The sequence below is a fragment of the Nocardia sp. CA-084685 genome (assembly GCF_050955785.1).
Classification (GTDB): domain Bacteria; phylum Actinomycetota; class Actinomycetes; order Mycobacteriales; family Mycobacteriaceae; genus Nocardia.
The window spans coordinates 7,832,040-7,854,991 of sequence record NZ_CP192094.1 but is presented as its reverse complement, the minus strand read 5'-3'; the positions used below and the strand labels follow the sequence as shown (position 1 = coordinate 7,854,991).

The following is a 22,952-nucleotide window of genomic DNA, read 5'->3' as shown; positions in this document are numbered from 1 at the left end:
AAGAAATATTCAGCTGAGTCGCAGGAATGTCGCCAGATCCGATAGATCGTCCGGCGTACTCGGCAGATATTCGGTGAGTAGTGGTGACCGAATGATCACGGCCTTCCACATCGCCCGGCACAGCGTCGCCTGAACCAGACTGCGCGACAGTAGGAATCGCATGCCGTAAGGCGCGTCGGCGGGGCTGGATGTGGTCATCGACATGAGCACCACCGCCGCCTCCCGGCCGCGGAATCGCTCGGCGGTGCCGACCAGCACATCCTCGATCTTGGCGCGGGCCAGCAGCGTTCGGATCAGGCCGACTTGGGCGCTGTAGGGCGCGACCACGAGGATGTCGTGCGGATGTAGCCGTCGCGTCATCGCACCGGTCGTCCACGAGGCGCCGAGCAGGGCGCGCACCCGGCGGACCACCTCGCGGGCCTCAGCCATCGATTCGGTCGAATCGCCGCTATGCCGCACCAGCACCGTCTCCACGCCCGGCTCGATGCCCTCTAGTTGGCGTGCGAGCGTGACGGTCTCGTTGGAGCGTAGGCGGTTGTCGTAGTACAGCCGGGAGATCGGATCGCAGACCCGCGGATGCATCCGCCAGGTGCGGTCCAGGAAGTAGCCGCGGGCGGCGGGCAGCGTGTGGCGGCCTTCGGTGAGCCAGCCGAGCACCGATTCGTCGACCGGTTCCGGATGCGCACTGCGCGCCGCGGACGGCGCGGGATCGCCGAGCAGCAGCAGGTTGCGCGCACTCACCGCGACAGCGACGGTATCGGCGAGCGGGAAGCGGCCCGCATCGGCGATTACGAGCAGGTCCAGATTGTTGCCGGGGACTACCTCGTCATCGGCGAAATCGGCTGGTAGGCCGCCGATTACGCAGCCGTTGACCGCATTGTCCAGAAACCGCGGATAGCGCGTGCCATCGATCACCGACCACTCCGGCGCCACCGCCACGGCATCCTTCTTTGCCACCAGTTCCGGTAGCACGCCCATCGCGACGATCATGTCGAGCAGGCTCTCCACCGTCGCGTGCGTCTGCGCGACGATCCCGACGCGCCACTTGTGCCGCGTGACCAGACGTTCGACCGCCCTGGCGATGGTGGAGGTCTTGCCGGTGCCCGAGGGACCCTGCACCGCGAGATAGGAATCGTCGAGATCGCGCAGTGCGGCCATGATGGCCGCCGCGTGGTCACCGTGCACATCCGGTAGCCGTGCGGCGCGCCGCAGCCGCGGGGGTCGGCGGGCGAGGATGTCGAAGACCGCGCCCGCCGGGATCCGCGGTAGTGCCATCAGCAGTTGCTGGGCCGCGAATTCGACTGCGGTCTCGATGTTCTCGTCCCAGGCGGGCAGGCCGGGCGCGATCGCGGTCGGCAGCTCGTCATAGGGTTCGCAGCCGTGCGGCAGTAGTTCCTCCAGCCGCACGGTGTCGTCGAAATTCGCGTCCACCGAGCAGCCGAGCACGGTCGCGGTGGCGGTCGCTCGTCGGCCGACGGCGGTGATCATCCCGGCGGCGACCGGCTGATCGTAGAAGGTGTACACAGTGGCACCCGGGGTCAGCACCGTGCCTGTCGCGGCGCCGCCCGCGGTTTCGCTACCGCCCCAGCCGATGCCGATCCTTCCGGTCAGCGTGAGGTATCTGCGCATGGTCGGCTGATGCGGGCTGCGATGCCATTTGGTGTCGACCGTGCCCCAATCGGCCACCAATACGCCTGGCGCGTCGGCCCATTCGTCCACCGGATGACTGAGCCGGTCGGCATGCGCCCACCACAGCGGCTGACGTTCGCGCCGGTGATAACCGAGCGCTGCCGCCATCAATGCCGCAGGATGATGCGGCTCGCCCTGTGCCGCCGCGTATTCCGCGAGTGCGGCCTCGATCGATGACGGCCGCGACGGCGGCGGCGGATCCGGCTCCTCCGGACTCGGCACCAGACACCACGAACTCGCCTGATCCAGCAGCACCGCATCCGAGTCCACGCGCCGCTCGCCCGCCCGATCCAGCAGCCAGTCACGCAGCCGCAGCACGGTGACGCAATCGCGTTCCTGGCCTGCGGTGTTCGGCAGCAGCCGGCGTAGCCGACTGAGCCGATAGGAGCGTTCGCCGATCAGCAGGGCACTGCGCACGATTGGATACAGATCGACGAGCACACCGGCGTGCAGCAGATCCTCGACGATCTCCTCACCGACTCCGTACCTACCCGTCCACCGCAGCAGCGCCGAGCGCACGCCGGAGGTGTAGTGGTATACGCGCATATCCGGATACATCCGCAGCCGCTGTGCGATGAAGTCGAGCATCTCGTCCAACGCGCGCCGCTGCCCGGCCTCCTCGTCGGCGATATCGGTCATCGCCCGATACGGTGCGGGTGCCGCGCCGAACGGGGCTCGGAAGGCCACGTGGACTGTGCCGTCGCCACCCACCTCGATACCGAGCAGCCGACCCGATGGCCCCTGCTCGATGGTGAGCGCGAGATCGCCCGGTGACGGCGGCGGCAACGCGCCCAATGCGATCGGGTCGACCAGCGTGTGGGTCGGCTGTCCGGAATCTTCGCGGGCCAGTTGGATTCCGGCTTGGCGACGCAATGCGGTAAGGGTGCGCGGCGGCAAGCCGGGCACGGTGGTGGTGGTGGTGCTACTCGCGAGCCGGTCGATGGTGCTCATCCCGGCCTCGCGCAGTCGGGCCCGCGCCGTGCGCGGCATACCGGCCACCAGCAGCAGATCACGCGCCGCCGAGATGGCGCTGGTGCAGGTCGGGCAGTGGCCGCAGGCGAGATAGCGCGGATCGCCCCACTGCACGGGCAGCAACTCGCTCAGTTTGTCTTCCAGAATCCGCTCCACCCGACCGCGCCGAGCCAGATACACCGGAAGCAGATCGGTGAGCGCGAAGGTCTCGCTGTCCTCGTCCAGGTACAACCGGATCAGCGGAGCGGTGAGCGCGCCGCTGCGGTCCACAGCGTCGGCGCAGGCGGCGAGTTCGAGTGCCGCGTCGATCCGATCCGGTGGACCAGCCGCGATGCCGTGCACGGTGTAGCGCACCCGATGACCAGCCCGCACCAGGAAATCGCCGGTACAGACGAATTTTCCGTCGAAGAAGGTGGCACCGTGCAGCACATGCGCACCGGCCCGCAGCGCCGCGACCGTCTCGGCATTGGCGGTCCGCAGCGCGGCGATATACCCCTCGGGATCGACCGCCGGATCGTGCGCGGCGCAGTGGATCTCCACCATCTGACTGCCGAACCGATCACGGAAGTCCGCGAGCCTGCGGGCGCGCGCATCGTGGAATGCGCTGCGCGACGCGTGATCCGGCACCACATCCGCCGTGCCAGCGATGGTGCCCAGTTCGGTATCGAGGGCACGCAGCAACTCGAATTCACAGCGCGCCGCGCGTACCAGGTCGACGGCGGAGCAGACGACACGATCACCGAACACGATCAAACGCGGCCTCCTGTGTCTTCGCCGGACACGGACGGCAACACTGTAGCTAGCCGATTTGACTGCGGTGAATTCGGTGTCCGCGGGGGCCCTGCGTGGTTACGCAAGCTACCGCCTCCGGGCCCGTCACTCCCACCGGCGGTTTAACCGTCCCCGGTTCAGGAGCGTGGTTTACGCCGTTCGGGTCGCTTGCCCCCATCGCGATCGCGACGCGGTCCGGCGCGGAACGGACGTCCGCCCGGCGGCCCGGAATCGAGCTGCAGCTGAATCAGCTGGCCGCTGATCCTGGTGCGCCGCAACGCTTCCAACGTCTCCGAGGATAGGTCGGCGGGCAGTTCGACCAGGCTGTGGTCCGGCCGGATGCTGATATGTCCGAAATCGCTGCGGCGCAGTCCGCCCTCATTGGCGATGGCGCCGACGATCGCGCCTGGCACCACCCGGTGCCGCTTGCCGACGCTGATCCGGTAGGTCGCCAATTCCGCTCCGGTGCCGCGGTGATGCGATGGACCGTGATCTTCGCCCTCGAACCGGCGCGCAGGGCGGTCGCCGCGCGGCATGCGTTCGCGCTGCGGGCGTTCGACCGGCTCCGGCTCGGGCTCCATGAAGAAGTTGTCGCCGTCGTAGCCGCTGACCGCCAGCGCCGCCGCGATATCAACGAGCGGAATGTTGTGCTCGCGCTCGTAGTCCTCGATGAGCTTGCGGAACAGCGCCAAGTTCGTCGAGCTGAGATTCTCGGTGATCGAATCGCCGAATTTGGCGACGCGCTGGGTGTTCACATCATCGACGCTGGGCAGCTGCATTTCGGTCAGCGGATGCCGGGTGGCACGCTCGATCGCCTTGAGCAGATGGCGTTCCCGCGGTGCGACGAACAGCAGCGCCTCACCGCTGCGCCCGGCCCGGCCGGTGCGGCCGATCCGGTGCACATAGGACTCGGTGTCGTGCGGAATGTCGTAGTTGACCACATGCGAGATGCGATCCACATCGAGTCCGCGGGCGGCGACATCGGTGGCGACCAGAATGTCGAGCGCACCGGACTTCAGCTGGCCGATGGTTCGCTCACGCTGGTTCTGCGCGATATCGCCATTGATCGCCGCGGCGGAGAATCCACGCGAGCGCAGCTTTTCGGCCAGTTCCTCGGTGGCCTGCTTGGTCCGCACGAACAGGATCATCGCCTCGAACGACTCGACCTCGAGAATCCGGGTGAGTGCGTCGAGCTTGCGCTGATGCGAGACCTGCACCCAGCGCTGGGTGATGTTGGTCGCCGTGGAGGTCTTCGACTTGACGGTGATCTCGACCGGTTCGCGCAGATACTTCTTGGAGATGCTGCGGATCGCCGAGGGCATCGTCGCGGAGAAAAGCGCGACCTGCTTCTCGCGCGGGGTGTCGGCGAGGATGCGCTCGACATCCTCCTGGAACCCCATCTTCAGCATCTCGTCGGCCTCGTCGAGCACCAGATACTGCAGTTGCGACAGGTCGAGCGTGCCCTTCTCCAGGTGGTCGATCACCCGGCCCGGCGTGCCCACCACGACATGCGCGCCGCGGCGCAGGCCGGAGAGTTGGACGCCATAGGCCTGGCCGCCGTAGATCGGCAGCACATGCAGTCCGGGAATGTGGGTGGCATATCGCCCGAATGCCTCGGCGACCTGGATCGCGAGTTCGCGCGTCGGGGCCAGCACGAGGGCGCGCGGAAGTTTGCCGGTCGCCTCGATACCCATGAGGATCGGGATGGCGAATGCCGCGGTTTTGCCGGTGCCAGTCTGGGCCAGCCCGACCACATCGGCGCCTTCGAGCAGCGGTGGAATGGTCGCGGCCTGGATGGGAGACGGCGACTCATAACCCACATCGGCGATGGCCGCGAGGATGCGGTCATCGATGCCCAGATCGGCGAAGGTCGGGCCGTCGTTGTCCCTGTCGTTGTCGCCAGGAACGCTGTCGACCTGATTAGTACTCATTGACCAGCAGTTTACTGCCTCCCGGTGGTCGTCCCGGCCACCGGGCCAATACGGTGAGACGTATGCAACCCGAAAGCGTGTCCGCGCATCACGATCCGACGACATCGGCGGTGGCTGTGGCGGTGGTTCAATTCGCGCCGGGAACCGATCCGACCAGCAATCTGCGAACGCTGCGCGAGTATGTTCGCGCGGCCTCCGAACGGGGTGCGAAGGTGGTGGTCGCGCCCGAATACTCGATGTTTGCCGTGACCCGGCTCGACGAGCGGGTCGTGGCCGTCGCCGAACCGCTGACCGGGCCGTTCGTCACCGGCCTCGGGGATATCGCGCGCGAATGCGGGGTGTATCTGGTCGCCGGAATGGTCGAGCAAGTGGCGCCGGAGGCGGGTCGGATCCGCAATACCCTCGTCGTGCTCGGACCCGATGCGAACCTGGTGACGAAGTACCGCAAGATGCATCTCTACGACGCGTTCGGACATCTCGAATCCGATGTTGTCGAGCCGGGTGCGATCGAGGCGCCGGCCACCTTCACGGTCGGTGCTGTGACATTCGGCATGCAGACCTGTTTCGATCTTCGGTTCCCGGAAGGCTGCCGTCGCGTCGCGGCTGCGGGCGCGCAGGTGCTTGTGCTGCCGGCGCAGTGGATTCCCGGTCCGGCGAAGGTTGATCAGTGGACGACGTTGCTGCGTGCACGTGCCATCGAGAACACCGTCTACGTGGCCGCTGCCGATCAATGCGCCCCGCGTGGTGCTGGCGCGTCGATGATCATCGACCCGACCGGTGCCGTCCTCGCCGAACTCGGCGACGAAGCGGGCGTGCTCACCGCCGATATCGATCTCGAACAGCTCGCCACGGTCCGCCGCACCAATCCCAGCCTGGCATTGCGGAGATTCGCGGTCACCGAGCGCGCACCGGAGTAGCGTTAATCCGGATGATCTACTCCGATCGGACAGCGGCCGGTCGCGCGCTGGGTTCGGAACTCGGCCACTTGCGTGCGATGCAACCGCTGGTGCTCGGACTGCCCCGCGGCGGGGTTCCGGTGGCGGCCGCCGTGCGCGAGGTAATCGGAGGCGATCTCGACATCCTGTTGGTCCGCAAGCTCGGTGTGCCGTGGCAGCCGGAGTTGGCCATGGGGGCCATCGGTGAGGAAGGTATCCGGGTTCTCAATGAGGATGTGTTGTCGCACACCGGGATAACGCCGCGTCAGGTCGCCGAGATCGAGGATCTGGAACGGGCCGAACTCGAGCGCCGACGTGAGGTGTGGCGCGGTGATGTCAAGCCGATCCCGATCGCCGGCCGCACGACGGTGATCGTCGACGACGGCATGGCGACCGGGGCGACGGTGGCCGTCGCATGCCGGGTCGCCCAACTGCACCAACCGACGCGGATCGTCGTTGCGGTGCCGGTGTCGTCCTCCGAGGCGCTGCGCCGGGTGGCCGCAGAGGCGGATGAAGTGGTCTGCCCATGGGTGCCGCGGTCGCTCGGCGGCGTCGGAATGGCGTACCGCGACTTCCACCAGTTGGCGGACGACGAGGTCACCGCGCTCCTTGCATGAGGTGCCCGCGCCGATTTCGGCCAGGTCGAGGACCGTGGCGCCATTGCCGACCATGGCCTCCGCGCCGACCGACGCACACACCGATCAGGGCGCGGTCACCAACGCTCGGCCAAGGTGAGGGTGCGTTCGGCCGCGGTGACCATCGGTCGCAGTTGTGCGGTGAACCGTTGGGCGGTGACCGGCACGATATCGACATCGACCCCGGTGCGCACCGAGTACCTACCGTCGCCGATCACATCAATCCAGCACAGCACCCCGAATGGATGCAGTTCGCCATCGGCTCGGCGCACCGAGACCACGATCTGGCCGATACCGTCGCGGGATTGCCGGAGTAGCTTGCGAATTCGGGTCGGCGTGGTGGGTCCGGCTACCGGCACGGTCACCAGATCGCGGCTGTCCTCGTTGACCCGGGCCAGCGGTGCGGTCAATTGCGGTGTGGTGCCGGACGTATTCTCCGGCAGCACCGAAATCACCCGTGCGGAAAGGTTTTTCACGCGATCGACGAAAAGTCGTATATCGCCGCCGCGGTCGGTGGTCGCGCCCGCGCGTTGCGCCGCGACCACCGCGATATCTCCGGCGATCGCACCGAGTACCCGAACCGGACGCGATTGCGCCGCGATGCTCGGCTGGGCGACTACGGGACCGGTCTGTTCGACCAAACCCGTCGCTTCGACCGTGCCGTCCTGCGCGCCATCGACTCCCGTCGATGGCTCTGCGGTATCGCGCTCGCCGAGGACCTCGATACGCACGGTGGGACGGGCCAGCACCCGCAATACGCCTTCCAGGTCGGCGTCGAGACTCTCATCGCACCAACGATTGAGGGCGGGGAGTTGGGCGGTGCGCTCTGCGGTATCGCGAGCCGACAGGCGCACGGCGAGTGGGTAGGGGATGCGGTCGCCATCGGTGCGGGCCCAGGCCATGGCGAACTGGTCCGGGGTCAGCGTCCAGTTCACTCCAGTTCGGTCCATTCGCCGACGACCGGGGGTGTCGTCGGATCCATATCGCCGATCAGCTCACCGCCGTCGTCGGCCGGTTCCAGGAAGGTCAGATCGTCGTCGAAGAAGTGGTAGTCGTCGTCGTACTCGTCCTCTTCGTGGGCCGCGCGGGCGGCGGCCGCACTGGTGCTCATACCGGAGCGCGTGCTGTCGCCCGCGACCATTGCGCCGCCCATGAGTCCGCCGACCGCACCCGCCCCGACGCCGTTGATCGCATCGCTGCTCGCATCACGCTTGCGCTCATCGCGTTTGCGCTCATCATCGGTGTTGGAGGTGCCGGGAACCGTCGGGGCGATTACCGAGGTGGATGCGGCGGTGGTCACCGGTGCGGTGGTACCCGGTCGCACCGAGTGATCCGGTGTGGTCGTCGGTGTGGTGGCTGCGGCGGCGCTCGTTGCTGGGGAATCCGCCATCGGCACAACGGGTTCGGCGGCGGCGGGTGCGGTGTCGGTAGTGGTCCCCACCGGAGTGACGGTGGTCGGCGCACTCGCCGGTTGAGTCGCCGCGGCGGGCTCGACGCTGGTGTGCGGTGCGGTCGGTACCGCCGCAGTCGTCGAAACCATTGGGGTGGTGAGGGTTTGCGTACCGCTGTCGAGGACGGTCGTCGCGGACACCTGAGCGGCGGGTGTGGTGGCGGAGGGCTGCGGCACCTCAGCGGTCACCGCATCGGGGAAGGCGGGCACACCGGATCCTGTCGCGATGAACACATTCGTGTAGATGCTGTCCATCGCCTGCACCGCATCCTGGCGGATGCCATCGGCGGATTTCTGTGTGGCGGTGTTCTCGGTCGCCTTGGTCGGATCCAGTAGTGCACCAGCCAGATCCGTTGTCTCGCTGGATGGTTCGACCACGGCCGCCCGCAGTGCCTCGGCGGCATCGCCCGCCTGGCCGAGCCGCTGACCGACCGCGGCCATGACATCGGCGAGTTGCTGTCCGTGCCGCTCGAATTCGCGCACCGCTGCAGCGGCGGCATCCGCCGCGGCACCGCGCCAACCGTCGGCCATCGTGGCCCGAATCTCGCTGTGCGCCTGTTCGACTGCGGTGGCGAGTCCGGTTGAACTGCCTTGCCACGCCTGCTGTCCGGCTGACAGGACAACCGGATTCATCAACTGGACACCGTCGTGGATTTCCCGATGCGACAGGTTGTCGAAAATTTCGACGGTCTGCGCGTAGTTGGGGTCGGTGTAGCTGGGGTCGGCATAACGGATGGGGGTCTTCTCACCGGAGTGCGGCATCTTACGCATGCGCCGCTCCCGCCACCTCGACCTGACCGACCGCGGCTGCCAGATCCGTATCGGACCGGGTGTATGCCGCTCCGGCCGCGCGGAAGGTCTGCGCGAGTGCCCTTGCGGCGTCGGCGTATGCGCGCAATCGAGTGATCGCCTCGTCGGCCTTGTCTTCGAAGCCGCGCCGCAGCGCCGCACCGGAATCGAAGCCGCCGAAGCCGGGAAGCGATGTGGCACCGCTCAATACGGCGATCTGGGCCTCGACCTCATCGGCGAGTTGTGCATAGCGCCTAGCGCACTGTTCGTGTGCCCCCTCGGCGACCAGCACCCCATCGATCCAGAGCTGGCCATCGTCGATCGCTTGATTCAGCGCTGTCACGTCCGACATTTCGCCGCCCCCTTCCTCGTCGTGCTGCCCGCGCAGCCGTGATCAACTCACCGGTGCGCCAACCCCACGACGACACCCTGCATCCAGTCCGCGATGTCGGCAGCGACCCGCGCGTGCACCGGCTCGTGCAACAGGTCGTGCCCGGCGTCGGCGTACTCACGCAAACTTACCCAATCGTGGCGACGAGTCCAGCCCCTCATCGCATCGATCGGCGCCCGTCGGTCCTCGATACCGTGCACGGCGAGAATCGGCAGGGTGCTCGGCAACGGCGTGCCGGGTGCACCCGGCACGCCGCCGCCGAGCGCGCGCTTCGGCACTCCGGACAGCACCAGCCCGACCAGTTCGGTCGGCGGCAGGCTCGGACGCAGCGGGTACTTGGCCTCTAATCCGTGCAAGTCGTCGGCCGCGCTGGTCTGATCCGGCACCGCCGCGCCCAGAATGCCCAAGGCGGTGACCGCCCCGAGTGAATGGCCCATCAGGATCAGCGGCCTGCCCGGCAATTCCGCGCGGACCAGCTCGATCAGCCGCATCGCATCGTCCACCAGTTCCACCAGCGTGCCGGGGTTGTTCGGATCGCCCTCGCTCAACCCGTGCCCCGTGGTGTCCAGCGCCCACAGTTCGATCCCGGCGGAAGTCACGGTGCGGGCAAAGCGGTGGTAATGGCCGCTGTGCTGGCCCATTCCGGGCAAGAGCACCGCGGTCGCCGTCGGGTGGTCGACCGGCCATCGCCGATAATGCATCCGTCCGCGTGCGCCATCGAAGAAGGGCATCTGTAAATACTGTCAACTCGGGAGGATGCAGTCGAGTTCTTGACATAACTACTTGCCAGTTAATAACTGACTAGTTGGCTAGACTTCCGGCCGACAGGTCGGGCAGAAGAGTCGAGGTTCGCTTTGAGAAAGCTGCATCATCCGCACGTAGGACTGTGGGCGGCCGCTTTCGCGCTGAGCTGTGCTGGTATGGATGCATCGGCTGCCATGGCCGAAGCCGAGCCGGGCACGGTCGCCGCATGCGCGTCGGCCCGAGCCACCACGGCCGTGCCAGCCGGACTGCCGGTGCTCGACTGGTCGGAGAACGTTGGCTACGACGCGCAGGGCAACCTGTGGGTGTCGCGGCTGTACCGCAATGAGGTGCAGCGCTACGACAGCGCGGGCCGGTTGACCGCGACGGTGCCGGTCGAATTCCCGGGCGCGGTTCGGCTCGGACCGGACGAACTGCTGTACGTCGTCTTCGGTGATTCACCGACGAGTGCCGTGCGTCCGGGTGGCGTAGTGCGCTTCGATCCCAATGACCCCCGGCCTACGGTATTCGCCTCCGGATTCACCATGCCCAATGGCGCCGCCTTCGACGCGCAAGGCAATCTGTACGTCGCAGCCAGCCTCGGCGTGATTCGGATTCGTCCGGACGGTGTCGTCGATGCGGACTGGACTGCGCGGGCGAACTACACCGGCGCCAATGGCATTGTAGTGCGGGATAATTCGATCTACCTCAGTATGAACGGCAATCCGCTCGGTCGGATCGTGCGCTTCCCGATCGATGATCCAGGCCGCGTCGCCGTGGTCGCGGACTTGACGGTGTCACCCGGTGTGCCGGACTTCGCGGACGATTTCATCATCGATGACGCGGGCGTGCTCTGCGTGACCACATTGACCGGCCAGTTGGTTCGCGTCGATCCGGGCACGAACAGCGCATGCGCCGTACTGACCGACCAACCGATGACATCGGTGGTCGCCGTGCCCGGCCGTTCCGATGAACTCCTCGCCGGCACCGAGAGCGGCGCCATCCTGCGGATTCGCTTACCGCACTGAGCCGTTCATTCCTCGATGAGGTCCGGTGGTGCTGCTTGACGCCAGGAATCCAGCAGGATGTCGTACAGCTCATCGATATCTTCTACAGCGGTGAGCCGGGCCCGGACCCAGGACGAGGATGCCTCGTGCGGCGGGATCCAGAACTTGTCCGGTTCGGCGGCGATGAGTTCTTCGCGATCGTGTTTGGGGCAGCGGATAGCGAACGAGGTCTGATCGTCGGGGATGGTGACGAACATTTTGCCCGCCACATCGAAGGTGGGATGGTACCAGCGTTCCTTCTCCACGGTCTTGGGAAAGGACAACGCGATGCGGCGCACATCGTCGGCGTCGAGCACGGTTCAGGCCTCCGGTTCGGAAATCGGACTCCTATCGTGCACATCGCTTCCTCGGCCATCAAGTGACGGCGTCGGTTATCCGGGACGCGATCGTACGCAACCGCTCCACCAGGACGGGAGGCTCGTGGACACGGAAGTCCGCGCCGAGGTCGATCAGGCGGTATGCCAACCAGGTCGGGTCGTCGTCGCGGGTGGCATCCAGTCGGCAGGAGTTGTCGTCGATGGGTGCGATATCGCCGGGGGAGTCGCCGAGACGTCCCGCGACCCGGCCGATGGGGGCCTGGATCGTTATGCGCACGCGGAACAGCGGTGTGCCCCAATCGGTCCGGCGACCGGCCACATAGGCGGCCGGATCCGCGGCGGGCAGCGGTCGGGGGCGGTAGCGGACGCTGGTCGGCTGCGGCCGGTCGATGCGATCGACGCGGAAGATGCGCCAGTCGTTACGGTCTACATCGTGGCCGACGAGGTACCAGCGGCGGCGCGACGGCACCAGTGCGACCGGTTCGATATGCCGACGGGTTTCGGCACCGGATTCGCTGCGATACGCGAAACGCAGGCGCTCCCTATTGGTTACGGCCGCGGCCAGTGCGGTCAGCACCTCGGGATCGACGGCCGGGGCGTCATCGGTGTGCGGCACCAGGGCGGTGCCGAGTACCCGCACGCGGCGGCGCAATTTCGCGGGCAGCACCTGCTCCAGCTTGGCGAGCGCGCGCACCGAGGCCTCCTCGATGCCGACGATGGCCGATCCCGCGGCAGCACGCAGCCCGACCGCGATGGCGACCGCCTCCTCGTCATCGACCAATAGCGGCGGCATCGCGGCACCGGCCACCAGGCGGTAGCCGCCCGTCGCACCCATCGACGCCTCGACGGGGTAGCCGAGTTCGCGTAGGCGATCGATATCGCGGCGCACGGTGCGGTCGGTGACGCCGAGGCGTTCGGCCAGTTCACTGCCCGGCCATTCCCGTGGTGTCTGCAATAGCGAGAGCAGGCGCAGCAGGCGGGCGGGTGTGTCGTTCATGATTTTCAGGATTCCAGATAAGTAGGACATGAACAGTCCTAGTTGGCTCTTAATGTGGTCGCTGTACCCGAGAGCTAGGAGTCATGCCGATGAACGAGATTCGTCCCTTCCACATCGACATTCCGCAGGCCGATATCGACGATCTGATCGACCGGCTGACCCGCACCCGCTGGTCGGCGCAACTGCCGGGTAACGGCTGGGAGCGCGGCGTCCCGGTCGACTATCTGCGGGAGCTGGCCCAGTACTGGCACACCGGATTCGACTGGCGGGCGCAGGAGGCGGGATTGAACGAGTTCCCGCAGTTCACCACCGAAATCGACGGTCTGGACGTGCATTTCCTGCATGTGCGGTCGCCCGAGCCGGATGCGCTGCCGCTCATCCTGACCCACGGCTGGCCCAATTCGTTCGTCGAATTCACCAAAACCATCGGCCTGCTGGCCGATCCGCGTGCCCACGGGCTCGATCCGGCGCAGGCGTTCCATGTTGTGGTGCCCTCCGTTCCCGGTTTCGCGTTCTCCGAGGGGCCGAAGGAGACCGGGATGACGGTGCGTCGGGTCGCGCAGATGTGGGTCGAGCTGATGGACCGGCTCGGCTATCGGCGCTACGGCGCCCAGGGCGGCGATCTCGGTGCCTACGTCGCACCCGAAATCGCCCGCATCGCACCGGATCGGGTGGTCGGCGTGCATATTGATGGCGGTATCGGCATGCCGACCGAGGCCGATGTGCCGACCATGACGCCGGAGGAACGCGCGGAATGGGATCAGATGCAGGGCTGGATGTCCGGCGGCGTGAACCACCACGTGCTACTGCGTGCCGCGCCGCAGACTTTCGCGCACGCCTGGACCGATTCCCCGGTGGGTCTGCTCGCCTGGCTGATGCAGAAATTCAACGAATTCACCCCGCTGGCCGACTTGGCCGAGGACGTCATGGATCGTGATCATCTGCTGACCAATATCAGCCTGTACTGGTTCACCAACACGGCGGGCACCTCGTCCTGGCCGATGTACAACGGTCTCGGCGATGGCGGATTCGTCTGGCCCGCCGGCCAAAAGGCGGTGCCGACGGGCGTCTACGCGGGCGGCTCCGCACTCATGCTGCGTCTGGCCGAGCGCGACAACACCATTGCGCACTGGCCCGAGGGCAATACCGGAAACCATTTCGTGCCGATGGAACTGCCGGATATGCACGTCGCCGATATCCGGGCGTTCTTCGGCAAGGTGGCTTGAGCGCTCAGTTGTTCTGGTGCGCGATCTCGTCCTGCGATATGGAGTCCGCGCTGTTCGGCGCGGCCGGTGCCACGGGTTGTGGCGCCGGAGCCTGAGTCGCGGCGGGCTGGGCCGGTGCGGGCGCGGTGTTCTCCGGTGCCGGAGCTGGTAGCACCGGACGATCCGGAACGTAGAACATCCCGACCGTCGGCGTCATCACGCAGTGCGCGAAGGGGTAGTCGATCATGCCCCACATCGAGGCGATGACGGTGCCGGGGCCGCTGGTCACGGTCTTGGACAGCGTGGGCATGTTGTATTCGGTGCGGTCGTCGAGGGTAGTGAGGCCACTCGCGCCAGTATTGACGTTCAGCCAGGCCACGACGAGGCCGGAGGACAGCGGCGCGCCCGAATGCGCGGGTGTCGCGCTGAACCGCAAGGTGCCGGGCAGCGGATCCGCGGCGCCATAGGGGTTGGAGCCGTCGGTGGAGGCCGCCGCGATAATCGTGGTGACCGGGCCGACGCTGCCGCAGCCGAAGGTCGGCGCGGCATATGCGAAAGGTGTGAACGCGGCCGAGACATTGCGCAGTTCGGCGATATCCACCATCTTGGTGAACTGGTTCAGCGCGCCGACGCCCGCCTGGGCGGCCGGATCGGGTCCGGCATCGGTGGTGAGTTGTTCGAGTCCGGCGTCGACGGGGGATGGGTCGGCGACCGCCGTGCCGGTGAGGGCGAGGACCGCGCCGATCCCGAGAGATGTCACTGCCGCGGTGGTGCGTGCGATGGATCTGCCGTTCACTCGTTCTCCTCGATACCGAACACCGGGATAGTGCAGCAACGTACCAGCTCGTCGCGTACGCCGCCCAGGGACTCCCGGCAACCGCTCGGGGCCGACGCGCGACACCTACCCGACCACCCCTGTGACCCACTCGACAGTGCGAGATTACCGGGGGGTAGGTTTGACTCGGACGTACGAGACACACCGGGAGATGTGTATGAAACTAAGTCTGACGCCCGACGAGGTGAGCTTCCGCGACGAGCTGCGGAACTTCTACCGGACGCAGATCCCCGCCGACATCCGTGACCGCGTCAAATACGGCCGCGAACTGTCCCGCGAGGACATCGTCACTGCGCACAAAATCCTCAATGACCACGGTCTGGCCGTGCCGAACTGGCCGGTCGAGTGGGGTGGCAAGGATTGGACGCCGATTCAGCGGCATATCTGGCAGGACGAAATGCAGCTGGCCTCGGTGCCCGAGCCGCTGACGTTCAATGCCCAGATGGTCGGTCCGGTCATCGCGCACTTCGGCTCGCAGGAGATCAAGGAGCGCTTCCTCCCGCCGACCGCCGCGCTGGATATCTGGTGGTGCCAGGGCTTCTCCGAGCCCGACGCCGGATCCGATCTGGCCTCGCTGCGCACCACCGCGGTGCGCGACGGTGATTCCTACATCGTCAACGGCCAAAAGATCTGGACCACCCTCGGCCAGTACGCGGACTGGATCTTCTGCCTGGTCCGCACCGATCCGAGCGCAGCGAAGAAGCAGGCTGGCATCTCCTTCCTGCTCTTCGATGTGAAATCTCCCGGCGTCACCATCCGCCCGATCAAACTCATCGACGGCGGCTACGAGGTCAACGAGGTCTTCTTCGAGAATGTGCGGGTGCCCGCCGATCAGCTGGTCGGCGAGGAGAACCAGGGCTGGGCCTACGCGAAATTCCTGCTCGGCAACGAGCGCACCGGCATTACCGGTGTCGGGCGCACCAAGGTCAAGCTCGGTGTCGCGAAGGAGTACGCGCGCCAGACCAAGTCGGGTTCGGGCACCCTGCTCGGGGATCCGATCTTCGCCGCGCGCATCGCCGAACTGGAGAACGAACTGCTCGCACTGGAACTGACCCAGCTGCGCGTTGTCTCCAACTCCTCCGACGGTAAGCCGAATCCAGCCTCGTCGGTGCTCAAGCTGCGCGGTTCGGAACTGCAGCAGGCCGCGACCGAGCTGCTGCTCGATATCGCGGGCCAGGACGCCCTCCCGGTCGATGCCGCCGATATCGCCTCGCCCGGTTGGGCACAGCGCAGCGGCCCCGGCTATCTGAATTACCGCAAGACCACCATCTACGGAGGCTCCAGCGAGGTGCAGCGCACCATCATCGCCTCCACGATCCTCGGATTGTGAGGCGCAGCCATGGATTTCGAACTCACCGATGAACAGGTCATGCTGCGCGACACGGTTCGCGAGCTGCTGGCCCGCAACTACGATCCCGAGACCCGTCTGAAGGTCACCGACACCGAACTCGGCTGGAGTCGCGATGTCTGGAACCAGCTGGCCGAACTCGGCGTGCTCGGTCTGAGCTTCACCGAGGAGGACGGCGGCGTCGGCGCCGGTCCCGTCGAGACGATGGTCGTTCTCGAGGAGATCGGGCGTCGGCTCGCACCCGAACCGCTGCTGGATGCGGTGCTGGTGCCGGGTGGTCTGGTCGCCCGGGTCGGCAGTGCCGAACAGCGCCAGCGGATTCTGCCCGAGGTGACCGGTGGCACCAAGCTGCTCGCGTTTGCGCACGCCGAGCCGGGTGTGCGCTGGCCGTCCACCGAACTCGCGACCACCGCTGTGCAGCAGGGGGATTCGTGGGTGCTGACGGGTCTGAAGAATCCGGTTCCGCACGGCGACAGCGCCGATGAGCTGGTGGTCAGCGCGGTGCTGCCGACCGGTGGTATCGGACTGTTCCTGGTGGATCCCGCCGGGGTGCAGCGCAAGTCGTACCGGACCTTCGACGGTCAGCGTGGCGCTCAGATCGAATTCGACAAGGTCCCGGGCGAATTGCTCGGTGACAATATCGACGCCGCCGAGGCGGTGCGGGTCACGATCGGACACGCTCAGGCCGCGCTGTGCGCTGAGTCGATCGGTGCGATGGAAGAGGCGCTGCGGCTGACGACCGATTATCTGAAGACGCGTAAGCAGTTCGGCGTCACCCTGTCGAAGTTCCAGACGCTGACCCAGCGGGCGGCGAATATGTATGTCTCGCTGGAACTGGCGCGCAGTATGAGCCTCTACGCGAACGCGTCGCTGGCCGACGGTGCCGCGGCTGGATCCGATGGCTCCGCAAGCTCCGTGGACGCGGTCGTAGCCTCGCGGGCGCGGCTGCAGATCGGCCGGTCGGCTCGGCATATCGGCCAGGAGGCGATCCAAATGCACGGCGGCATCGGCGTCACCGCGGAATACCCGGTGAGCCACTACGTCGCTCGGCTCACCGCGATCGAGCGCACGCTCGGTGGTGGGCTGGAGCATCTGCGGGTGCTCAGTGCCCAGGTCGGTGAATACGACCTGCCGGAGCTGTAGGGTCCGATAGTTCCGAACGGCGGCGCGTGCGAGTCATGCGCCGCCGTTTCGCTATTCGTCGTCGCTCTGACCCGGCGAGCTGGCCGTCGGTACGCGGCGTGTCGTCGGCGGCTCTTCGACGGTCGGGTCGACGGCAGAACGCGGCTGGGTGGTCGGCGGCGGCTCGGCTTCCGTGGTGAAGGCAGGCGGCGGTACGGCTGTCGGTGTGGAGGTCTGTGCCCCTCGGGTCGTGGATTCCGGCAGGGCCGTCGGCGGAACGGTGAAATCGACCGACTTGCGCGGCGGTCCCGGGCGCGCGACCTGCCAGCTCGGCGACGGCGGGATGAACACCTTCGCCACCGCCGATGTGGTGGTGCCGTAACGCACGGCCGGGACGGCGTCATTGGCGGATTTGATCGGCGGGGGTGCGACGTAGGTGTCGTGCTTACCGATTCCGCAGGCGCCGATGAGAACGAGTCCCAGAGAGACCGCGCCCGCGGCGATCACCGGACCGGCGATCTTGGCCCTGCTGCTCTCCATCGGTGACACTCCTCGTCGTTCGAGTGGGGCTCACAATAATCGAGGCCGGTCGACCCGGCCAGGCGAGGGAACACGGTAAGCGTGCGGCGCCCCAGCGCAATTAAACAGCGGTGATTCAGATATCGAATTGGTGTCTCTTCGGCGTGTCGCGGGAACGTGTCGTGGTCGAACCACGTCCCGGGCCGTAGCGTGTGTGATCAAAGTTACGCGTGAGACGCCAGTACTTAGATGAGAGACGCGCGGTGCAAATCGGGCGCCGGCAATACTCTGATCGGCGTCATCGAGGAGTTGATGATGGGAGCTTACTCGACAACTCCGTTGCGAGCCTCCGCCACGGCCGACGAATCGGCCGCCCGGGAAACTTCGCAGCAAGTCGTGTCGAACCCGCCGGTGCACACCCTGTCCACGATTTTGTCGCGGATAGCGGCCTGGCTGATTTTCATCGGCGGCATTGTCGGAGCCGTGCTCGGCATCGCCGGACTGCACGTCGAAATCACTGTCGCCGGACTGATTCTGGCGTGCACGGCCGGTCTGGTGCTGCTGAAGCTACGCGCCGATCGAACCAGCTGAACCGCGCCAGGTGGCGCGGGTAAATCGCAAGCGCACAGGACTTTCGGGCTCTAGCGTGATTCGGTATGAGAATCGAGATCACCGCCGATGCCGCGCGGTTCCGGTCGCTGACCGAGCCGTTTCTGCTGTGTGATCCATTGCGGCACACGGTGATCACCACCGGTATCGCCAACCACCTGACCGGCATGCAAGTCGATGCCGACCATTCGCGGTTCCTGTCGGTCCACGATGCGGATGCGACGGTGATCGGTGTCGCCATGCGCGCGGCCGGGCGCGGGGTGTATCTCGGTGCGCTACCCGCGGGAAGTGTTGTGCCCGTTGCCGAGGCGCTGGCCGAGGTAGCCGCGGATGCGGACGGGGTCGAGGGCGCGACCGAGGACGCCACCGAATTCGCCGAGCACTGGGGCAAACGGCACCGTATCGGCTATCACGAGGCGTACTCGACCCGCCTCTACCGGCTCGCGGAACTGAACTTTCCGAGTGTCGTCGGATCGGCTCGCCGCGCAACCGATTCCGATGTCGGACTGTGTGTCGAGTGGACCGGAGCCATGCGCCGCGAATCCGGTATGCCGCCACCGAGCCTGACCCCCATCGCCATCCGGAACCGCATCTCGACCGGCCGCTGGTGGCTCTGGGAACGCGACGGTGAGCCCGTGTCCCTTGCCGCACACCAGGTCCCGGTCTTCGGCTGGTCCCGAATCGGCCCCGTGTACACCCCACCCGCTCACCGCGGCCGCGGCTACGCCAGCATCCTCACCGCCCACGTATCCCGCACCCTGCGTTGGCAGAACCTGCACGTCTGCCTCTTCGCAGACACGGCCAACCCCACCGCGAACCACATCTACCGCACCATCGGCTTCGAACCCGTCCGCGATTTCAGGCACTACCAATTCACCTCGGCCGCAACCGATCTTTAGACGGGCGGCCGCCTGCGGTTCTCAGCAGGTTCGCGCTGCCTATGCGGTACCAGGGGTCGAGGTGACCCATTCGAAGGCGGTGGCCTTGGAGCGGGCGCCTTCGACGGTGCGGGAGCGGTTGGGTTCGTTCAGGTCGGTGAGTAGGGATTCGGTGAGGGTTACCAGGGTGGTCAGGACTGGTGGGGTGAACCAGGTGGGGCGGGTGGCGAAGAGGATGTCTTCGGTGGAGGTGTTGCCGCTGGCGCCGGGGGCGAAGGGGCAGCCGCCGAGGCCGCCGAGGGAGCCGTCGACCATGGTGGCCCCGGCCTGTAGGGCGGCGAGGGTGTTGGCAACGCCCATGCCCCAGGTGTCGTGTCCGTGGAAGACGATGCGGCGGTGCGGGGTCCGGTCGCGCACCGCCGAGATCAGCTCGGATACCTGGGTCGGGTGGGCCTGGCCGAGGGTGTCGGCGATGACGATGTCGGAGGCGCCTTCGGTGCGCGGATCGTTGGCGATGGCCAGAACTCGCTCCGGATCGACGGGACCGTCGAACGGACAGGTGAAGCTGGTGGCGAGGCAGAGCTGGATTTCGCCGCCCGCCTCCCGCGCCAACCGAACGGCATCCGGCATGGCGGCGACACTGTCCTCGGTGCTGCGACCGATATTGGCCTTATTGTGCGCGTCCGATGCGGAGAAGCAGTACTGGAAGTTGCGCACACCCGCGGCGGCGGCCTTCTCCACGTGACGCGGTGTGGCCACCCAGACCCAACACTGCTGCAGTTCTTCGGGACTCAGCGCGGCGATGAGTTCCATGGTGTTTGCCATCGGCGGCACCAGGTCGGGACGCGCCATCGAACCGATCTCCAGTTCGGGCACGCCGACGGCGAGCAGCTGGCGCACGATATCCACCTTGTGCTCGACTGGCAGCACCTTCCCGGTCAATTGCAGTCCGTCGCGCAGTGTCACATCACGCAGGATGGATTCCGGCCGCATCGCCCGACCACCGCTGGTGGTCGAGTCGCTACGCGATGCCACGCTCATCCCTCTTCCTCCCGCGCGTCCAGGACCGGCTGGGCCTGACGCACGTGCATGGGGACACACATCACTCCGCCGCAGGGCTTTTCATTCGAAGCGGGGGTCGGATGCACTGTCGGTCGCGCGTGTCCGGGCGCACTCATTTCGCGCGCACCACGCCCCGGCGGTCGACGCCTGCCATATACCCGTCGCGTCATTTCGCCTCCACTCCATCGATACCGGCGTGCATCACGCCTCCAATCCGGCGATATCGGTATCGCTCATTCCGAGCAGTTCCGACAGCACCTCTCGCGTGTGCTCACCCAGGTCCGGCCCGATATTGCGGATCGGCAGGGACTTTTCGCCGATCACCGGCACGATGCCGGAAAAGCCGACCGTCTTCGGTTGCGGCGCACCGACATCCACCGGAAACGGCTGAATCATATTGCGCGCCTTGTACTGCTCGTCGACGACGATATCGGCGGCGGTGTAGATGGGACCGCACGGAATGGCGGCCGCCTCCAATAGTTTCAGCGCCTCGTCGCGGGTGTGCCGCACGGTCCATTCGGCAATGGACGCGTCGAGCCGTTCACGATTGCGCCAGCGTCCGGCATTGTCCTGCAGCTCAGGATCAGCGGCCAGATCGGGGCGGCCGATCACCTCCATATAGCGCTGGAAGATGGCGTCACCGTTGCCGCCGATAATGATGCTCGTACCGTCGCTGGTCGGGTAGGCATTACTCGGCGCGATGCCCTCCATCCGCCCGCCGACCCGCTCGCGGTTGATGCCGTAGGCAAGATAATCGGGCACGAGCGATTCCATCACCGACAAAATCGCCTCGTTCAACGCCACATCGATGACACGTTCCCCCAGCGGAATCGAGGCGTCGGTGCGTTCCCGCTGGAACAACGCCATCACCGTGCCGAATGCGGCATAGATCCCCGCGATCGAATCACCGATGGACACACCGACCCGGACCGGCGGCCGATCCGGATCCCCGACGAGTTCACGCAGCCCGCCGACCGCCTCGGCGACCGCCGCGAATCCGGGCCGCGCGGCCAGCGGCCCGGTCTGCCCGTAAGCGGAGATCCGGGTGATCACCAGATCCGGATTGACTTCGTTCAGCACCTCCGGACCGAGGCCCCACTTCTCCAGCATTCCCGGCCGAAAATTCTCCAACAGCACATCGCAGTGCCGCAGCAGTTCCAGGACGACGCCCCTGCCCGCGTCGGTGCGTAGATCCAGCGTGATCGACTTCTTGTTCCGGTTGATGGTGCGATACAGCATCGACGTATCGCCGCCGTAGAGCCGCCAGTTGCGTAGCTCGTCCCCGGCCTTCGGCCGCTCCACTTTGATCACCTCGGCGCCGAAATCGCCGAGGATGCGCCCAGCGGTCGGCGCGGCGATGTAATTGCCGAGTTCCAGGACGCGAACCCCGTCCAGCGGGCTGATACTCATGGGCATCAGTCTGTACCATCGCGCCGCCCGGCAACGGCCCGACCTACTACCTCGGCGAATGCTGGTCGAGCAACCGCACGGCCCCTCAACTGCCGCAGCACAATAGGCGATACCGCGGCAGCCGTGCGATTGCCGTCACACTTCGAGCGGAGAAACCTCCTCGATGATCGAGTAGTGCTCGGCATTGCCGTGGTGCGAGGTGCTCTTGACGCCGTCGACACCGACCGGGACGTCCCCCGCGAGGGTGATACGGGTCAGCTTGCGCGGCTGGTCGTCGTAGTCGTCGACGGCGTAGTGCTGGGTGGCGCGGTTATCCCAAATGGCGACGTCACCGGGCTGCCAGTTCCAGCGGGTGGTGTTCTCCAGCCGGGTCACCCGGTCCTGGAACAGGCGGAACAGGGCCTGGGATTCACTGGTGGAGACGCCGACGAAACGCTTGACGAAGTGCCCGACCAGCAGGGCGCGCTCACCGGTCTCCGGATGCACCCGCACCACCGGATGCTCGGTCTCGTAATAGTCGGACTGGAACTCGGCGCGGTAGGCGTCGGTGTTCGGGTTGCTCCGGTCGACGTCGGTGGCCGCGTAGTCGTAGAGATTGGTGTGCACCGCCCGCAGGCTCTCGGCCAGGCGCTCGAGGGGCTCCGGCAGCGAATCGTAGGCGGCGACGGTGGAGGCCCAAGTGGTCGAGCCGCCGTAGGTCGGCAGGGTAACCGCGCGCAGGATGGAAGCCTTCGGGATCCGGTCGACGAAGGTGACGTCAGTATGCCAGCTATTGGCGCGGCCGTACTCCGAGTCGATGGCCAGGCTCTTGACACCGTGCGAGGTGACCGTCGGATGCGGGGTGGTTGGGGTGCCGAGCAGCTGTGCGAACTCGTACTGCCCGTCTTCGGTCAAGTGGTCCTGACCGCGGAAGAAGATGACCTTGTGCTCGAGCAGCGCGCGCCGGATCACCGCGACGGTTGCCGCGTCCACATCGCCGCCGAGCCGGACGTTGTCGACTTGGGCGCCGATGCGTGCGCCGATTTTGGTCACGGTGGCGGTTGTCTGGGCGTAGTCGACCGTCATGAGATCACCTTCGCTGCGTTGAATCGGTTGATGCGCCCCCGAGCACACCACCGAAACAACCACTCCAACCAGGGTTTTCGTCGCCGTGATCCCAACGCACCACCCGCCGAGCGGAGTCATATGGCGGCTCAGCACATGTCGCGGAGCCGCCATATGACTGCCCTCGATGGGCAGGGCTGGCCGTTGCGTGGTTGCGTTGCAGTGCTGGGCGCGT

At 66.5% G+C, this 22,952-nt stretch carries 21 protein-coding genes; 8 read left to right on the top strand and 13 right to left on the bottom strand.

Features of this window, described 5'->3' with window-relative positions; all coding sequences use genetic code 11:
* Positions 1 to 9: 9 nt before the first annotated feature.
* Positions 10 to 3,408, bottom strand: a complete 3,399-nt coding sequence (locus ACQP2U_RS35020) for an AAA domain-containing protein (RefSeq protein WP_433711420.1) — start codon at positions 3,406 to 3,408, stop codon at positions 10 to 12.
* Positions 3,409 to 3,569: 161 nt separating this feature from the next.
* A complete protein-coding gene (locus ACQP2U_RS35015) occupies positions 3,570 to 5,363 on the bottom strand; it encodes a DEAD/DEAH box helicase (RefSeq protein ID WP_433711419.1) in 1,794 nt (597 codons plus the stop codon).
* 62 nt (positions 5,364 to 5,425) lie between these two features.
* Here ACQP2U_RS35015 and ACQP2U_RS35010 point away from each other — a divergent pair, with 62 nt between their 5' ends.
* Complete coding sequence (locus ACQP2U_RS35010) at positions 5,426 to 6,280, top strand: carbon-nitrogen hydrolase family protein (RefSeq protein WP_433711418.1); 855 nt, start codon at positions 5,426 to 5,428, stop codon at positions 6,278 to 6,280.
* Between the two features lie 11 nt (positions 6,281 to 6,291).
* Positions 6,292 to 6,915, top strand: coding sequence for a phosphoribosyltransferase (locus tag ACQP2U_RS35005; protein ID WP_433711417.1), 624 nt, complete (start codon positions 6,292 to 6,294; stop codon positions 6,913 to 6,915).
* A 95-nt stretch (positions 6,916 to 7,010) separates the two neighbouring features.
* Here the strand turns inward: ACQP2U_RS35005 and ACQP2U_RS35000 are convergent, their stop codons facing one another.
* The 4 genes from ACQP2U_RS35000 to ACQP2U_RS34985 are packed head-to-tail and all read right to left on the bottom strand — an operon-like array spanning position 7,011 to position 10,294.
* Positions 7,011 to 7,883 (bottom strand): ESX secretion-associated protein EspG, encoded by an 873-nt coding sequence (locus tag ACQP2U_RS35000; RefSeq protein ID WP_433711416.1) that lies wholly within the window; start codon positions 7,881 to 7,883, stop codon positions 7,011 to 7,013.
* Positions 7,865 to 9,154, bottom strand: a complete 1,290-nt coding sequence (locus tag ACQP2U_RS34995) for a PPE domain-containing protein (protein WP_433711415.1) — start codon at positions 9,152 to 9,154, stop codon at positions 7,865 to 7,867. The genes ACQP2U_RS35000 and ACQP2U_RS34995 overlap by 19 nt, the downstream gene beginning before the upstream one ends.
* Positions 9,147 to 9,524, bottom strand: coding sequence for a hypothetical protein (locus ACQP2U_RS34990; RefSeq protein WP_433711414.1), 378 nt, complete (start codon positions 9,522 to 9,524; stop codon positions 9,147 to 9,149). Before ACQP2U_RS34990 ends, ACQP2U_RS34995 begins: the two co-directional genes overlap by 8 nt.
* A gap of 47 nt (positions 9,525 to 9,571) precedes the next feature.
* Positions 9,572 to 10,294, bottom strand: coding sequence for an alpha/beta hydrolase (locus tag ACQP2U_RS34985; RefSeq protein WP_433711413.1), 723 nt, complete (start codon positions 10,292 to 10,294; stop codon positions 9,572 to 9,574).
* Between the two features lie 189 nt (positions 10,295 to 10,483).
* On the opposite strand from ACQP2U_RS34985, the gene ACQP2U_RS34980 reads away from it, so the two are divergent.
* Positions 10,484 to 11,332 carry an SMP-30/gluconolactonase/LRE family protein gene (locus ACQP2U_RS34980; protein ID WP_433711412.1) on the top strand — a complete coding sequence of 283 codons (849 nt, stop codon included), beginning with the start codon at positions 10,484 to 10,486 and terminating at the stop codon, positions 11,330 to 11,332.
* Positions 11,333 to 11,337: 5 nt separating this feature from the next.
* Here the strand turns inward: ACQP2U_RS34980 and ACQP2U_RS34975 are convergent, their stop codons facing one another.
* Together ACQP2U_RS34975 and ACQP2U_RS34970 are read right to left on the bottom strand one after the other, a co-directional pair.
* Positions 11,338 to 11,667 (bottom strand): MmcQ/YjbR family DNA-binding protein, encoded by a 330-nt coding sequence (locus tag ACQP2U_RS34975; protein ID WP_433711411.1) that lies wholly within the window; start codon positions 11,665 to 11,667, stop codon positions 11,338 to 11,340.
* A 58-nt stretch (positions 11,668 to 11,725) separates the two neighbouring features.
* A complete protein-coding gene (locus ACQP2U_RS34970; RefSeq protein WP_433711410.1) occupies positions 11,726 to 12,685 on the bottom strand; it encodes a helix-turn-helix transcriptional regulator in 960 nt (319 codons plus the stop codon).
* Positions 12,686 to 12,774: 89 nt separating this feature from the next.
* On the opposite strand from ACQP2U_RS34970, the gene ACQP2U_RS34965 reads away from it, so the two are divergent.
* Positions 12,775 to 13,911: an epoxide hydrolase family protein gene (locus ACQP2U_RS34965; RefSeq protein WP_433711409.1), complete on the top strand. Its 1,137-nt coding sequence runs from the start codon at positions 12,775 to 12,777 to the stop codon at positions 13,909 to 13,911.
* 4 nt (positions 13,912 to 13,915) lie between these two features.
* Here the strand turns inward: ACQP2U_RS34965 and ACQP2U_RS34960 are convergent, their stop codons facing one another.
* Positions 13,916 to 14,686 carry a hypothetical protein gene (locus tag ACQP2U_RS34960; RefSeq protein WP_433711408.1) on the bottom strand — a complete coding sequence of 257 codons (771 nt, stop codon included), beginning with the start codon at positions 14,684 to 14,686 and terminating at the stop codon, positions 13,916 to 13,918.
* A gap of 196 nt (positions 14,687 to 14,882) precedes the next feature.
* Here ACQP2U_RS34960 and ACQP2U_RS34955 point away from each other — a divergent pair, with 196 nt between their 5' ends.
* Entirely contained in the window at positions 14,883 to 16,055 is a 1,173-nt protein-coding gene (locus ACQP2U_RS34955; RefSeq protein ID WP_433711406.1) for an acyl-CoA dehydrogenase family protein, read from the top strand.
* A gap of 9 nt (positions 16,056 to 16,064) precedes the next feature.
* Complete coding sequence (locus tag ACQP2U_RS34950) at positions 16,065 to 17,216, top strand: acyl-CoA dehydrogenase family protein (RefSeq protein ID WP_433711405.1); 1,152 nt, start codon at positions 16,065 to 16,067, stop codon at positions 17,214 to 17,216.
* Positions 17,217 to 17,267: 51 nt separating this feature from the next.
* Here ACQP2U_RS34950 and ACQP2U_RS34945 read toward each other — a convergent pair whose 3' ends face one another.
* A complete protein-coding gene (locus ACQP2U_RS34945) occupies positions 17,268 to 17,735 on the bottom strand; it encodes a hypothetical protein (protein WP_433711404.1) in 468 nt (155 codons plus the stop codon).
* A gap of 228 nt (positions 17,736 to 17,963) precedes the next feature.
* On the opposite strand from ACQP2U_RS34945, the gene ACQP2U_RS34940 reads away from it, so the two are divergent.
* Both ACQP2U_RS34940 and ACQP2U_RS34935 read left to right on the top strand, forming a co-directional pair.
* Positions 17,964 to 18,305: a hypothetical protein gene (locus ACQP2U_RS34940; RefSeq protein WP_433711403.1), complete on the top strand. Its 342-nt coding sequence runs from the start codon at positions 17,964 to 17,966 to the stop codon at positions 18,303 to 18,305.
* 65 nt (positions 18,306 to 18,370) lie between these two features.
* A complete protein-coding gene (locus ACQP2U_RS34935) occupies positions 18,371 to 19,222 on the top strand; it encodes a GNAT family N-acetyltransferase (protein WP_433711401.1) in 852 nt (283 codons plus the stop codon).
* A 39-nt stretch (positions 19,223 to 19,261) separates the two neighbouring features.
* Here ACQP2U_RS34935 and ACQP2U_RS34930 read toward each other — a convergent pair whose 3' ends face one another.
* From ACQP2U_RS34930 to ACQP2U_RS34920, 3 genes are all read right to left on the bottom strand, one after another.
* Entirely contained in the window at positions 19,262 to 20,194 is a 933-nt protein-coding gene (locus tag ACQP2U_RS34930; protein WP_433716681.1) for a hydroxymethylglutaryl-CoA lyase, read from the bottom strand.
* Positions 20,195 to 20,464: 270 nt separating this feature from the next.
* Positions 20,465 to 21,673, bottom strand: coding sequence for a CaiB/BaiF CoA transferase family protein (locus ACQP2U_RS34925; RefSeq protein WP_433711400.1), 1,209 nt, complete (start codon positions 21,671 to 21,673; stop codon positions 20,465 to 20,467).
* Positions 21,674 to 21,808: 135 nt separating this feature from the next.
* Positions 21,809 to 22,738, bottom strand: a complete 930-nt coding sequence (locus ACQP2U_RS34920; RefSeq protein WP_433711399.1) for a TauD/TfdA dioxygenase family protein — start codon at positions 22,736 to 22,738, stop codon at positions 21,809 to 21,811.
* Between the last annotated feature and the right edge of the window lie 214 nt (positions 22,739 to 22,952).

Coding starts and splice junctions, on each gene's coding strand:
- ACQP2U_RS35000 (WP_433711416.1), bottom strand. CDS start 7,883: ATGGACCGAACTGGAGTGAACTGGACGCTGACCCCGGACCAGTTCGCC.
- ACQP2U_RS34970 (WP_433711410.1), bottom strand. CDS start 12,685: ATGAACGACACACCCGCCCGCCTGCTGCGCCTGCTCTCGCTATTGCAG.
- ACQP2U_RS34985 (WP_433711413.1), bottom strand. CDS start 10,294: ATGCCCTTCTTCGATGGCGCACGCGGACGGATGCATTATCGGCGATGG.
- ACQP2U_RS34925 (WP_433711400.1), bottom strand. CDS start 21,673: ATGAGTATCAGCCCGCTGGACGGGGTTCGCGTCCTGGAACTCGGCAAT.
- ACQP2U_RS34930 (WP_433716681.1), bottom strand. CDS start 20,194: ATGCGGCCGGAATCCATCCTGCGTGATGTGACACTGCGCGACGGACTG.
- ACQP2U_RS34920 (WP_433711399.1), bottom strand. CDS start 22,738: ATGACGGTCGACTACGCCCAGACAACCGCCACCGTGACCAAAATCGGC.
- ACQP2U_RS34950 (WP_433711405.1), top strand. CDS start 16,065: ATGGATTTCGAACTCACCGATGAACAGGTCATGCTGCGCGACACGGTT.
- ACQP2U_RS34935 (WP_433711401.1), top strand. CDS start 18,371: ATGAGAATCGAGATCACCGCCGATGCCGCGCGGTTCCGGTCGCTGACC.
- ACQP2U_RS35015 (WP_433711419.1), bottom strand. CDS start 5,363: ATGAGTACTAATCAGGTCGACAGCGTTCCTGGCGACAACGACAGGGAC.
- ACQP2U_RS35010 (WP_433711418.1), top strand. CDS start 5,426: ATGCAACCCGAAAGCGTGTCCGCGCATCACGATCCGACGACATCGGCG.
- ACQP2U_RS34945 (WP_433711404.1), bottom strand. CDS start 17,735: ATGGAGAGCAGCAGGGCCAAGATCGCCGGTCCGGTGATCGCCGCGGGC.
- ACQP2U_RS34940 (WP_433711403.1), top strand. CDS start 17,964: ATGAGAGACGCGCGGTGCAAATCGGGCGCCGGCAATACTCTGATCGGC.
- ACQP2U_RS34965 (WP_433711409.1), top strand. CDS start 12,775: ATGAACGAGATTCGTCCCTTCCACATCGACATTCCGCAGGCCGATATC.
- ACQP2U_RS34955 (WP_433711406.1), top strand. CDS start 14,883: ATGAAACTAAGTCTGACGCCCGACGAGGTGAGCTTCCGCGACGAGCTG.
- ACQP2U_RS34995 (WP_433711415.1), bottom strand. CDS start 9,154: ATGCGTAAGATGCCGCACTCCGGTGAGAAGACCCCCATCCGTTATGCC.
- ACQP2U_RS34980 (WP_433711412.1), top strand. CDS start 10,484: ATGGATGCATCGGCTGCCATGGCCGAAGCCGAGCCGGGCACGGTCGCC.
- ACQP2U_RS34990 (WP_433711414.1), bottom strand. CDS start 9,524: ATGTCGGACGTGACAGCGCTGAATCAAGCGATCGACGATGGCCAGCTC.
- ACQP2U_RS35005 (WP_433711417.1), top strand. CDS start 6,292: ATGATCTACTCCGATCGGACAGCGGCCGGTCGCGCGCTGGGTTCGGAA.